The organism is Microtetraspora sp. NBRC 16547 (assembly GCF_030268965.1).
Taxonomy (GTDB): Bacteria; Actinomycetota; Actinomycetes; order Streptosporangiales; family Streptosporangiaceae; genus Microtetraspora.
Genome location: NZ_BSSE01000040.1, coordinates 1 through 12,286, shown reverse-complemented (window position 1 = coordinate 12,286; position 12,286 = coordinate 1). Strand labels below are relative to the sequence as shown.

11 protein-coding genes and 1 pseudogene are annotated in these 12,286 nt (G+C 69.5%); 3 read left to right on the top strand and 9 right to left on the bottom strand.

Annotation, left to right across the window (positions count from 1 at the left end; translation table 11 throughout):
- Window positions 1-7: 7 nt before the first annotated feature.
- The 3 genes from QSK17_RS32990 to QSK17_RS32980 form a co-directional block, all read right to left on the bottom strand.
- Window positions 8-1,048, bottom strand: a complete 1,041-nt coding sequence (locus QSK17_RS32990; RefSeq protein ID WP_285709967.1) for an ABC transporter permease — start codon at window positions 1,046-1,048, stop codon at window positions 8-10.
- Window positions 1,041-2,903, bottom strand: a complete 1,863-nt coding sequence (locus QSK17_RS32985) for an ABC transporter substrate-binding protein (protein WP_285709964.1) — start codon at window positions 2,901-2,903, stop codon at window positions 1,041-1,043. Before QSK17_RS32985 ends, QSK17_RS32990 begins: the two co-directional genes overlap by 8 nt.
- Before the next feature lie 255 nt (window positions 2,904-3,158).
- On the bottom strand, window positions 3,159-3,764 hold the full coding sequence (locus QSK17_RS32980) for a helix-turn-helix domain-containing protein (RefSeq protein ID WP_285709962.1): 606 nt from the start codon (window positions 3,762-3,764) through the stop codon (window positions 3,159-3,161).
- A 72-nt stretch (window positions 3,765-3,836) separates the two neighbouring features.
- Here QSK17_RS32980 and QSK17_RS32975 point away from each other — a divergent pair, with 72 nt between their 5' ends.
- Complete coding sequence (locus QSK17_RS32975; protein ID WP_285709961.1) at window positions 3,837-4,865, top strand: NAD(P)/FAD-dependent oxidoreductase; 1,029 nt, start codon at window positions 3,837-3,839, stop codon at window positions 4,863-4,865.
- On the opposite strand, the gene QSK17_RS32970 is transcribed toward QSK17_RS32975, so the two are convergent.
- A complete protein-coding gene (locus QSK17_RS32970; protein ID WP_285709959.1) occupies window positions 4,834-6,057 on the bottom strand; it encodes a hypothetical protein in 1,224 nt (407 codons plus the stop codon). The genes QSK17_RS32975 and QSK17_RS32970 overlap by 32 nt on opposite strands.
- 473 nt (window positions 6,058-6,530) lie before the next feature.
- On the opposite strand from QSK17_RS32970, the gene QSK17_RS32965 reads away from it, so the two are divergent.
- On the top strand, window positions 6,531-7,142 hold the full coding sequence (locus QSK17_RS32965) for a VOC family protein (RefSeq protein WP_285709957.1): 612 nt from the start codon (window positions 6,531-6,533) through the stop codon (window positions 7,140-7,142).
- Window positions 7,143-7,240: 98 nt separating this feature from the next.
- On the opposite strand, the gene QSK17_RS32960 is transcribed toward QSK17_RS32965, so the two are convergent.
- The 3 genes and pseudogenes from QSK17_RS32960 to QSK17_RS32945 form a co-directional block, all read right to left on the bottom strand.
- On the bottom strand, window positions 7,241-8,392 hold the full coding sequence (locus QSK17_RS32960) for an RNA-guided endonuclease InsQ/TnpB family protein (protein WP_285709954.1): 1,152 nt from the start codon (window positions 8,390-8,392) through the stop codon (window positions 7,241-7,243).
- Between the two features lie 364 nt (window positions 8,393-8,756).
- Window positions 8,757-9,550, bottom strand: a pseudogene (locus tag QSK17_RS32950) (M55 family metallopeptidase).
- Window positions 9,551-10,107: 557 nt separating this feature from the next.
- Window positions 10,108-10,563, bottom strand: coding sequence for a sugar phosphate isomerase/epimerase family protein (locus QSK17_RS32945; RefSeq protein ID WP_285709952.1), 456 nt, complete (start codon window positions 10,561-10,563; stop codon window positions 10,108-10,110).
- Between the two features lie 315 nt (window positions 10,564-10,878).
- Here QSK17_RS32945 and QSK17_RS32940 point away from each other — a divergent pair, with 315 nt between their 5' ends.
- Window positions 10,879-11,463 (top strand): DinB family protein, encoded by a 585-nt coding sequence (locus QSK17_RS32940; RefSeq protein WP_285709950.1) that lies wholly within the window; start codon window positions 10,879-10,881, stop codon window positions 11,461-11,463.
- Window positions 11,464-11,770: 307 nt separating this feature from the next.
- On the opposite strand, the gene QSK17_RS32935 is transcribed toward QSK17_RS32940, so the two are convergent.
- The gene (locus tag QSK17_RS32935) at window positions 11,771-12,100 is read right to left on the bottom strand and encodes an integrase core domain-containing protein (protein WP_285709948.1); all 330 of its coding nucleotides are present in this window, start codon (window positions 12,098-12,100) and stop codon (window positions 11,771-11,773) included.
- On the bottom strand, window positions 12,081-12,286 hold a 206-nt coding region (locus QSK17_RS32930; protein WP_502889337.1), incomplete at its 5' end, for a transposase. The genes QSK17_RS32930 and QSK17_RS32935, both read right to left, overlap by 20 nt.

Here is a 12,286-nt window from a genome sequence, read left to right as displayed (position 1 = left end):
ACGCGTCTCATTGGGCCCGCACTCTCGGGTCGAGGAAGCGGTAGACCACGTCCGCCAGGAGGTTCATGATGATCACACTCGCGCTGAAGACGATGAAGGTGCCCTGAAGCAGGGGCAGGTCGGGGATCCTGAGCGCCTCGTAGGTCAGGTAGCCGAGTCCGGGCCAGGAGTAGACGGACTCGACCGTGATCGCGCCGCTGACCAGGATGCCGAGGTGCATGAAGATCATCGTGACCGAGGGCAGCAGCGCGTTCGGCACCGCGTGGCGGCGCCGTACGGCGTCGTCGGTGAGGCCCTTGGCCCTGGCGGTCAGCAGGTACGGGCTGCCCATCTCGTCGATGATCGAGGTGCGCATCACCGTGACGTACTGGGCGAAGACCACCAGCACCATGGTCAGGGAGGGCAGCACCAGGTGCTTGGCCACGTCGACGACGTGGGCCCAGCCCTCCTGCGGCAGCGAGGGGTCGCTCATGCCGCCCGCGGGCAGCAGGCTCGGGATCGGGCCGATGCCCACGCTGAAGGCGACCAGCAGGATCATGCCGAGCCAGAACGTCGGCACCGACCACAGCATGAGAGAGGTGCCGGAGGCGATCCGGTCGAACAGGCTGCCGTGCCGCCAGCCGCTGCGGATGCCCAGCCACAGGCCCAGCGCGATCGACAGGACCGTGGCCGTGCCCGTGAGGAGCAGGGTCGGCCCGAGCCGGTCGAGCACCAGTGACGAGACGGACTGCTGGAACTGCCAGGAGTAGCCGAGTTCACCCTTGAGCGTGTTGCCGACGAAGGTGAGGAACCGCTGCCAGATCGGGTCGTCCAGGCCGAGCTGGAGGCGTATCTGGACGAGCTGCGCCTCGCTCGTGGGGCGGCCCCTGGTCAGGGTGCGGACCGGGTCGGCCGGCATCAGGCTGAAGAGGACGAAGCCGATGACCAGCGTGACCATGAAGCTGACCAGGGCCGCGGCCAACTTGGAGCCGAGGTAGGGCAGGAGGTCGGATCGCTTGACCCCCTGCCCCTTGGCCTTGGCGAGGCCCGCGGCGGTGAGACTACTCACGGTCGTCCGCGCCTGAGCGGCGCTTGAGCGCGATCCCGCCGCCGACGAGGACGACGAGCAGGACGGCGCCGCCGATCCACAGCGCGCTGCCGCCGCTCTCCTCCTTGGCCGCGGTCACCTTGGCGGTGGCCGGCGTGGCCTTGAGGTAGCCCCAGAACGCGTAGCTCTGCGCCGGGTACATGCCCTGCGCGTCCGGCTGTCCGATGATCACCCCGGTCACGGTGTCGGTACGGACCACATCGAGGTGGTTGGCGTTGAAGTGCATCTGGTTGACGTCGGCCTTGTAGAGGATGCTCTGCATCTCACCGACGGTCTTGGCCCGCTCGTCCAAATCGAACGTGGTGAGCTGCTTCTTGAACAGCTCGTCGTAGTCCTTGTCGCAGAAGAACGAGTCGGTGTTGCCCGCGGTGCCGTCGTCCTTGGGAAGCGCGGCGCAGGTCTGGATGCCGAGCAGGAAGGTCGGGTCGGGACCCGTGGTCCAGCCGTCCATCAGCAGGTCCCAGTCGCCCTTGGCCAGGTCGCTGTTGAGCGCGCTCATGCTCAGGGTCTGGATCTTGAGCTTGACACCGATCGTCTCCAGCCAGCCCTTGAGGTAGTTGGAGATGCCCGCGTCGTCCGTGTCGTCGGAGTGGATGCCGAGGCGCAGCTCCAGCGGCTTGCCGCTCTTGGGGTCGACGCGGACGCCGTCGCCGCCCTTGGTGTAGCCGGCGTCGTCGAGGATCTTGTTCGCCTGGTCGAGGTCGAACGGCGTCTCCTCGCCGGGGGCCGGCTTCCAGACCCACTGCGGCCAGGCCGGGGGCAGGTAGCCGGCGCCGACCACGGCCAGGCCGTCGCGCACCTTGTTGACCAGCGTCTGCCTGTCGGTGGCGAGCGCGATCGCGTGGCGCAGCACCGGGTCGCCCAGCGCCGGGTGGCCGGTGCCGATCTTCTTGCCGGTGCGGGTGCGGGCGTTGTAATTGATCTCCAGGCCGGTCCAGCCGTTGCCGACCTCCTGGATGGTCAGCAGGCTCTTGTCCGCCTGGAGCGCCTTGAACTGGGTCGGGTTGACGCCGTTGATGTAGTCGAGCTGGCCGCTGCGCAGCGCGGCGACCGCGGCGTCCACCGACTTGAAGCTCTGCTGGACCATGTGGTCGAAGCCGGGCTTGCCGAGGATGAAGTCCTTGTTGGCGTCGAACTTCGCGTACTGCTCGGGCTTGTAGTCCGTGAGCGTCCACGGGCCGTAGCCGACGACCGGGAAGGTGTCGTTCTTGTAGTCCTTGAGGTGCTCGGCCTGCGACTCCCAGATGTGCTTCGGCACGATCGGGATGCCGCTGCGCGGGACGCTCACGTAGGTGACGTTGGCCTGCGGCTCCTTGGTCTTGATGACCAGGGTCGTCGCGTCGGGCGCGGTGACCGATTCGAAGTTGCTGACCAGCGAACCGTTGGCTGTGCCCGCGACCGCGTCGGTCGTGATCAGGTTCAGCGTCCAGGCGGCGTCCTCAGCCGTGAGCGGCGTGCCGTCGCTCCACTTCAAGCCGTCCCGGATCTTGAACGTCCAGGTGAGCTTGTCGTCCGACTGCGTCCACGAATCCGCCAGGTACGGGCCCGGCTTGCCGGTCTCGTCCAGCGAGTTCAGCGTCGGGTAGATCGCGGCGAAGACGTCGTAGGCGCCGTCGAAGAAGGCGAGGAACGGGTTCAGCGTGTCGACGCCCGAGCCCGACATCTTCACCCGCAGTGTGGTCTCTTGCGACGCGGCGGAGGCCGACGCCGCCGACGCGGCTGGTCCGGCGGCGAGGGCCGTACCGGCCAGCAGGGATCCGCTCAGCGCGCAGGCGGCCAGTGCCGCCAGCTTGTGCCGCGAATTTCCTGTCCCCATTGATATCTCCTGGGTGGTTCGGCATGCATGTGAGGAGGAATGTTGGCGATCACGGATCACATCCCCAAGAGCCGTGAGGCTTTACGACTCTCAGCATCGAAAACCACGACGGTTCTGTTTCTCCGGCCTCGCGGGGGCCTACTCTGAGCCGGTACGAGCGCCGCTTCCGGAGACCCCGGGTCAGTGCGGTAGCCGTACCGGGAGAGCCTGGTCAGCGGCGTCTGGCGAGCAGGAGCCGTCCGCTGGGGCCGGGCCTCAGTCCGGGCCGGTGTCGCCGGACGACACGCCGCGCGGTTTCGCGCGGACGTGCATGCGTTCGCCCTGCGGCCCGAACAGGCTGAGGACCTCCACCGGCGCCTCCCCTGTGCTGCCGAACCAGTGCGGCAGCCGGGTGTCGAACTCCGCGGCCTCCCCCGTTTTGAGCACGATGTCGTGATCGGCGAGCACCAGCCGCAGCTTCCCGCTCAGCACGTACAGCCACTCGTAGCCCTCGTGCGTACGCGGGTCGGGCGTGCTGCGGGTGGCGTCGATGATCATCTTGAACGCCTGCGGCCCGCCGGCGTGCTGGGTCAGCGGCATGATCGTCGAGTCCCACTGCTTGATCGGCTTCAACCGCACCCGCGGGTCACCGACCTGCGGCGCGCCGACGAGCTCGTCGAGCGGCACCTGGTAGGCGCGCGCGAGCGGCAGCAGCAGCTCCAGGTTGGGTCTGCGCTCGCCGGACTCGAGCCGGGACAGGGTGCTGGCCGAGATCTCGGTGGCCTCCGCGAGCTGGGTCAGGGTGATCCCGCGCTCCTTGCGCAGCGCGCGCAGCCGCGGGCCTACGGCGGCCAGGACCGCGGCGTCGTCGTTGTTTGCCATATCGGCAAGATAACTTGTCGCCCCAGCAGGCGGGAGAGCACCGTTGCGCCCACGAGCGAGAGGAGTCCCACGGTGGACGAGACGTACGACGTGGTCGTGGTGGGCGGCGGCGCAGCCGGGCTCAGCGGCGCCCTGACGCTGGCCCGGGCGCGGCGATCGGTGCTGGTGGTCGACGAGGGACGGCCGCGCAACGCGCCCGCCGGCCACGTGCACAACTACCTGGGCCGGGAGGGCACGCCGCCCGCCGAGCTGGCGGCGGCCGGGCGGGACGAGGTGACCCGGTACGGCGGGCAGATCGTCAGCGGGCGGGCCGCGGCCGCCGCGAAGGACGGCGACGGCTTCCTGGTGACGCTGGACGACGCGCGCCACGTGCGGGCGCGGCGGCTCCTGGTGACCACCGGCCTCGTGGACGAGCTGCCGGACGTGCCGGGGCTGGCCGAGCGCTGGGGTCGTGACGTGTTGCACTGCCCGTACTGCCACGGATGGGAGGTCCGCGACCGGCGCGTCGGCGTCCTGGCGACCGGGCCGCTGGCCTGGCACCAGGCGGAGCTGTGGCGGCAGTGGAGCCCGGACGTGCTGGTCCTGCTGCACCACACCCCGCCGCCGGACGCGGAGCGGGCCGAGCGGCTGGCGGCGCGCGGGATCGTCGTCATGGACGGCCCGGTCGCGGGGGTGGAGACGGCCGGCGACACGCTCACCGGCGTACGGCTGGCCTCGGGCGAGGTGGTCGCGCTCGACGCGGTGGTGGTCGCGTCGCGGCTGTCCGCCCGCGCCGACGTGCTGGAGTCGCTCGGGCTGGAAACGGTCGAGGTGGAGATCGGCGGCCACGTCATCGGCACCCGGGTCCCCGCCGACCCGACCGGGGCCACCGCCGCCCCCGGCGTGTGGGTGGCGGGCAACGTGGCCGACGTACAGACTCAGGTGATCGCGTCCGCCGCCGCGGGCCTGACGGCCGGCGCCGCGATCAACGCCGACCTCATCGCCGAGGACACCCGCGACGCCGTCGAGGCGTACCGGGACCAGGCGCGGACGATGTTCGTCCCCGGCGCGAGAGCCGGACGGACGACGCCTACTCCCGCTCCGGGATCGCGGCCAGGTTGAGGACGTCGTAGTCGTCACCGGGCTTCGCGTCCCAGAAGAAGACCTGGGTGGGCGACGACGAGGCGCCCTGCCCGTACGAGCCCGACCTGCCGTCCGGGCTGGGCGCCGTGATGCCGCCCGCCTTCCCCGTGGCGAGGTCATAGATCATGCTCGTCGTGTCCCGGTACACCTCGACGAAGCGGCCACCGTAGACCTCCGGCTCGGTCATGGTCCACGGCACGCGCCGCAGGTCCGAACCGTCGACGCGCATGGCGACGGCTCCCCCGCCCTGACGGCCGACGCACCACTCCCTGGAGCAGCGCAGGCCGGTGGCGCCCGGCGGCGGGATGATGTTCTGCCGCACGCCGCTGCGCAGGTCGGCCAGCACGTTCTGGTTGGCGTCCAGCAGCCCCGTCTCGATGTCGCTCTCCGCCGGAACGTTGCGGGCCCACGGCCACGACGCCAGCCACAACCCGTCTATTCCCGGGATCTTCTCGGCCTCGCCGCCGCCGATCGGCATGCGGTAGACGCCGCCGCCCTCGGGCGACCAGACGACGTGGTCCCCGCCCACCCCGAAGCGGTCGATCCCCGCGAGATCGCCGGTCACCTCGCCGACCCGGATCGGATCCCCGCCCTGGCGGGGGGCCACCCAGAAGTCCGCCCAGCTCCGCGGGTTTCGCGGCCTCCTGCCGTACCACGCGATGTAGTCCTCGCCCACCTCCACGGCGCCGTGGACGTATCCGTCACCTCCCGGGACCAACGTGGTGAGGGTCCGGATCCGGCCCGTCTTCATGTCGTAGACGTCTAACCGCTTCGGCTCCTCGAACGACGGCCCCGCGGTGAGGAGGATCTCGGTGGGTCCGAGCGCGGTGACCGGCCGATAGCCGAGTCCGTCCGCGGACGTCTTCGGGAGCGACGCGACCGCCTCCGGCCACACCGTCCGCGCGTCCCGGACCCGCCCGTCCCGGACCTGCTCATCGGCGGCGCCGGCCGACCGCTCCGCCGTACCGGGCGTCACCGACCCCGCGCTCTGCCCGGGAACGTCGGCCCGGTGGCCGGCGCGGGCGACGGCCACGGCCCCCGACGCGACGGCCACGACACCGATCACGACCAGGACCACCCGCCCGCGGGTCCCGACTCCACGGCGCCGGGCGCGGGCGTCGCCGAGGCCGGCCGGTCCGGACGCTCCGGGCGGGTCCTGCTCCGTTCCCACACTTCCTCCATCACGATCGCTCTGCGGTCATCATCGGTGTTGGGGCGGGGGCCATCGGGGCGAGGCCGAGGTCGGCGAGCGCGGCCGCGCCGCCGGGCCTCAGCCAGACGGTCGCGAGCGCCGGGGCTCCCGGCGAGCACGGCGGCCTCGGCGCGCAGCGCGACATACCAGTGGTGCCAGATCCAGGTGGCCCGTTGCCACACCGGGCCGGGCTCAGGCGCCATCCGCTCCAGCGCCTGCGGTGCCTGCCCGCCACTTCTGCCGCCACTGCCCCAGTTTGCCGCATCCGCTCCACGGCCCCATCCGTGGTGACCACCGCCCGCGATCCGTGCTGTCGATCCGTGCTGTCGATCCGTGGGCGGCTCCGTGGTCGCCACGGATGTGGAGCGGACGGGGCGAAAGCAAAGCTGTGAATGTCCACACGGCGGGTCGATGTGACCCACGACGAACCCACCTCGCGAAAAGGACCTGCCATGACCTCCTTCGAATCCGTCACCCTGGAAGTTCCCGACCCCGCGGCCGCGGCCGCCTTCTACGAAGCGTTCGGTTTGGGGTCTTACGTGAACGTACGCGCCTCGGATGCGCCGACGACCGGCTTCCGTGGGTTCGCGCTGTCACTCGTGGCGTCCCAGCCGGGCAACGTCGACGCCCTCATCAGCGCCGCCCTCGACGCCGGCGCCACGACGCTGAAGCCGGCCACGAAGGGGTTCTGGGGCTACGGCGGCGTCGTACGCGCCCCGGACGGGACGATCTGCAAGATCGCGACCTCGAACAAGAAGGACACCGGCCCTGCCGCCCGGCACATCGACCAGGTCGCGCTCCTGTTGGGCGTGGCGGACGTCAAGGCGAGCAAGCGGTTCTATGTCGACCGCGGCCTGGCCGTGGCGAAGAGCTTCGGCGGCAAGTATGTCGAGTTCGACACTCCGTCGTCGGCCGTCACGCTGGCGCTCTACCCGCGCCGCGCCCTCGCCAAGGACACCGGTGTCTCCCAGGAGGGCGCCGGATCGCACCGGATCGTGATCGGCGGCGGTGCCGGGCCCTTCACCGACCCGGACGGGTTCGTCTGGGAGACCGCATCCGTCTGAGGCAGGCGGCGGTGCGACCTCGACAACGTCGCCACAGTCAGCTTCTCGGCCCTGAAGGGCCAAGCTCGCAGCTCCTCGCCGTACCTGGCGGGTACAGGTCAGGCCGCGTCGTCGGCAGCGTGACTCACTGCCCAACCCACGACACCGCGCGAGGCGATGTTGCGGGCCGCGTTGACGTCGGCGTGCTCAGCGAAGCCGCACGACGTACACGAGAAGGTTGCCTGGCCCGGCCGGTTGGCCTTGTCCACATGCCCGCAGGCCGAGCAGGTCTGGGAGGTGTAGGCCGGATCCACATGGATCACGGCGACCCCGTGCCGGGCCGCCTTGTAGACGATGAAGCTCCCCAACTGGTGGAAACTCCACGAGTGCAGCGTGACCCGCTGGGGCTTGCGGAGCCGTACCCGGTCACGGATGCCGCCCAGGTCTTCCAGGGCGATGCCGCGTCCGGTGCGTTCTGCCTCGGTCACGATGCGTTTGGCGATGCGGTGATTGGTGTCGGCGGCGAACCGCGCCTCCTTGCGGCGGCGCTTCTTCAGCAGCCGTTTGGCGGACCTGGTGGCCTTAACCTGCAACCGGCGGCGCAGCTCCCGATTGCGGTGGCGCACCGCGTTCAGTCCCTTACCGCAGTGGCGGGCGCCGTCGCTGGTGGTGGCGATGTTGGCGATGCCCAGATCCACCCCTATGAACCCGTCGGGTTCGGTGACCGGAACATCAGGGATCTCACAGGTCGCGTACAGAAACCACATGCCGTCCCGGCAGACCAGGTCGGATTCGCCCTTCCGGTACAAGGCGAGCGTCTTGAGCTGGTCGGCCGACCCGGCGAACGCGACATTCTTCACCCTGCCGGCCGTGGTCCAGATCGACACCGTGTGGGCGGTGTGATCCCAGGACAGGCACCGGTCATCGAACGGCTGCGCGGCACCGGCGCGGAAGACGATCGGTTTGCCCTCGGCCCGCGTACGGCGCCGGGAGCCTTCCGATCCCAGGTTCCCGGCCCGGATGTTGGCCTTCAGTGTGGTGTAGGCGTCGGCGACCTTCTTGATCACATGCTGGGCGGCCTGCGCCCCCAACCCGCGCGCTTTCACCTCGCGATAGGTGTGCTTGCGCAACGCGTACTCACGCCGGTCCCCGGTCGTGAACGCCGCCACCGAGGCGAAGTTCGCGGCGTCGTTGCAGGCGCGCAGTGTCGCCTCCAACGCCGCCGCCTGCTCGGGCGTCGGCCGCAGCCTCACCTGCACCACCAGCTTCACATCGAACACATTATCGGCTGGTTCATGTCGCCGTGATGGAAACCGAAACCGGATATCCGCAGACGTCGCAGTGTGATCTACAGGCCTACAGCCTCCACGCGCATTCGGTCTTCCCCACCAAGTACCGAAGGCGGCCATTTCTGGTCACCGTCGCCCTTCGCGGCGTCCTGCGGCGACGGCCCACTGTCGATCATCAAGTACATCGAGAACCAGAAACGCCCGGACTAGCGTCCGGGCGAGGCGAGGGAAGCGATTCCTCCCGGGCGTGAACGCCCGGGGTTCCTCGCTATATACCGCTGAAAGGTGGTGGCGACGTTGTCCATCGATCCGGGGCGGACGATGGCGGCCACCGCCGGTCACGGCGCTAGCGGCGGCTGAACAGGGCCATCCGGCTGATCATGGCCTCGGCGGCGAAGTGGTAGCAGAGCGTGACGCAGCCCAGAACCTCGCGGGGCGTGGCGAAGGTAGCGGCGAGCGTCTTGTCGGCGATCCTGCGCACGCCCGGGATCTGCGCCCCCATCTCGGCCGCGGGCGTGCTCGGCATGTCGATCTCCAGCTCCAGGGTCTCGGGCAGCTGGAGCGGCGCCAGCTCCCCGGCCCCCCGTACGGTCTCCGCCGCCGCCTCCCGGATGAGCCGCCTGGCCTCGGCCGGGGAGAGGCTGTCCGCGGCGGTGTGCCCGTGCGCGATCTTGACGGCGACCGTACGCACGCCGGGGAAGGCCTTCTCCGCGACGTCGCAGATGACGTCGTCGCCGGTGAGCAACCCGACCGGGACACCGACCGCCGCGGCCTGCAACGCGTTGACCTCGGCCTCCGACACCGGCCGGCCGTTCAGTCGTACCTCGTAGAAGTGCGAGGAGAGGTGTGGGCGAGCACGCCGGGCGAGCCGGCGGCGGCGTGGTAGCCAAGGAACATGGCCACGTCGTGCTCGGCCGAGATGCCCTCGGCCATGCAGTCCAGCTTGGGACTGCCGAAGATCAACCGGGCCCGCGGGTCGAGTTCGTCGTGCAGCAGGTTGTCCATGGTGCCGTGGCTGTCGTTGATCAGCACGCTGTCGGCTCCGGCCTCGAACGCGCCCTCGATGGCGGCGTTGGCCTCGCCGGTCATCAGCCGCTGCGATCGCGGATACCCGTGGCCGCCGCGGACGATCTGGTCCATGGTGGCGATGCCGCCCACGCCCTCCATGTCGATGGAGATGTAGACCCGCACTGGCTACTCCTTACCTCGTCCTTGGCCGTCGTTCACAGGGTGTCACCCCGGGGGACGGCAGGCTTTGGCGTCGAGACCGAAGCTGAGTGCCCGCCTTGGGTGTCCCGCACAGCGCGGGGAGCAGCATCCTCGGCGGGCGGCGGCCGCCACGCCCGTGGGTGCTTCCCCCGATCCGACCGGCCCGGCACCGTGGAGCCAAGTCCGGAGGGTCTCTTCCAGCAGCGACAGCTGGCCATGGCCGCCTGTACGCGCACGCGGTGGCGCGTCCTGCGACCACAGCGCCGGGCGAGGGACTCGCCGAGGTCGGCCGCTTCCGGTGCGCTCTCGGATGAAACCCACCGCGGCGCTCCAGCTCGTCGGCGAAACCCCCGCCGCTGCACCCCCTCCTCATCCCCGGCGAACAGAGATGCCGTGGCGGTGCTCCCGTCGTGCGTCTCCCGGCGTTCCCGAGGCGCATGCCAGCCGTGCGTGTCATGTGCCGGAGGCGCGCGACCGTGAACGAACCGTCAGCCCCGTACCCAGGCGAGAGCGCCGGGCAGCACCGATCCGACGGAAGCCACCCGGGGATACCAGGTGCGCTCCCACTCCAGGGACACCCAGCCCCGGTACCCCTCCCGCACCAGCAGCCGCCGTATTTCCGCGAGCGTGTCCACCGGGCTCTCGCCGTGCCGCCACGGGTGCAACGCGTCCCAGATCGCGCCGGTCACGTCGGGTACGCCGGCCGCGTCCAGCAGGCGCCGCACGTCCCGGCCGGTCGGGTGGGAGTCATGGGTCTCGACCAGCAGCCGCACGCCCGCCACCCGTGCCCGGTCGGCGACCGCGTGCAGCCGCCGGGCCTGCGCACGCTCCGCCTCCTCCATGCCCACATGCACGCCGGTGTCGGGGTGGGCGCGCAGTTCCAGCCCGGCGCAGCCTGCGTCCCGAGCGGTCCGGCACGCCTCCGCGAGGTCCGCGCCCGGCAAGGTCGGCCATTGTCTGGAAGCAGCGAAGATGACAGTGAGACCCGCCCCGGACCTGGGCACTGTCAGTTCGACGGATATCGAAGTGCCAGCGTTTGCGTCATCGAAGTTGACAGTACGGAGCCGAAGATCAACTGTGAACGTACTCGCTGCAGGGATGCTGTGACTGAGCGCTTCAGATGGCCAGTTCGCGCTTGAGACGGCCACTCGGTGCTTCGACGCGTGTCTGCGATGTGGCTGTGAGCGATAGTTGGCGGAGCCGACGCCAGGCAGCTCGCAACCTGAGCCCACCGGCGCAGCCTGACAGAATCGTGACCCATGATCGACGATTTCGCGAAAGACAATCTGCACGGGAGACTGCGGCGGGACCGCAAGGCGCTGCTCTGGAAACTCGACGGATTATCCGAATACGACGCCCGCCGACCTCTGACAGCGACCGGGACCAACCTCCTCGGCCTGGTCAAACACGTGGCCAGCGTCGAGGCCAGGTACTTCGGCGAGGTCTTCGACCGCCCATCCCCGGAATCCCTGCCCCGGTGGCAGGACTCCAACGGCAGCGATCTGTGGGCGACCGCGGACGAGACCCGCGATCAGATCATCGGGTTCTATCGGCGCACGTGGGAACACTCGGACGCGACGATCAACGAGCTTCCCCTCGACGCCCCCGGCCACGTGCCGTGGTGGCCGGAGCCTTATCCCAACACGAACCTGTTCGCCGTCATGGTCCATGTCCTCGGCGAGTCCAACCGGCATGCCGGGCACGCCGATATCCTGCGCGAGGGCCTCGACGGCCGGACCGGGGTGCGCCCCGAATACGAGAAGCAGATCGACGAGGAAGCTCGTGCAGCCTACTGCGCGAAGATCGAACTGGCCGCCAGGGCGGCCGCACCAATCAAGGCTTAACCACGATCGCGCCACCGTGGCCCCGCCAAGGGCGGGGGCCACGGTTCACCTCCGCCCCCCACCAGCAAGATCACTTAAACGCCAAAACTCTCATTCCGCCAACTATCGTTCACAGCCCATGCGATCAGAAGCACGCTCGGTGTCAGTGCAGTGCCGTCGTGAAGGCAAGGCGGTTGGCACTGGTGTAGGCGTGTTCGCGTTCGGACCATGCGATGCGGGAGGTGATCTGTTCGGGACTGGCCAGGTGGCTGGAGTCGGTCTGAGGTGCCCCGGGTTTTGAGGTGCCCCGGGTTTCGTGGAGACCTGGCTAACCTGCGACGCAGGGTGCTGGTGTGATGACAGAAGCGTAGTATGCGGCCTCGTACTCCGCAGGGGATTTGTCCTCGATCGCGCTGTGAATCCGCTCGTTGTTGTACCAGCCGACCCAACCGGCGATCTCCACCTCCAGCTCGGCCCGGCTCTCCCACCTGCGGAGATGGATGAGCTCGGCCTTGAATGTGCCGTTTAGCGCCTCGGCCATCGCGTTGTCGAACGAGTCCCCGACCGTGCCGATGGACCGGACCACACCGAGGTCCTCCAGCCGGACGGAGTAGCGGATCGAGGTGTACTGCTCGGGTTCAAGGAGTCGTTGCAACACTGCCTGTCATCGAGCCTAGATGCTCGTTGAACGCCTCAGCGGGAGTACGCCAGCCGAGCGTCTTGCGGGGGCGACTGTTGAGCGCGGCGGCGACTGCGTCCAGATCGTTTCGGCTGTGCCTGCCCAGGTCAGTTCCCTTGGGAAAGTACTGTCGCAGCAGGCCGTTGGTGTTCTCGTTGGTGCCGC

Coding starts and splice junctions, on each gene's coding strand:
- QSK17_RS32985 (WP_285709964.1), bottom strand. CDS start 2,903: ATGGGGACAGGAAATTCGCGGCACAAGCTGGCGGCACTGGCCGCCTGC.
- QSK17_RS32980 (WP_285709962.1), bottom strand. CDS start 3,764: ATGGCAAACAACGACGACGCCGCGGTCCTGGCCGCCGTAGGCCCGCGG.
- QSK17_RS32965 (WP_285709957.1), top strand. CDS start 6,531: ATGACCTCCTTCGAATCCGTCACCCTGGAAGTTCCCGACCCCGCGGCC.
- QSK17_RS32940 (WP_285709950.1), top strand. CDS start 10,879: ATGATCGACGATTTCGCGAAAGACAATCTGCACGGGAGACTGCGGCGG.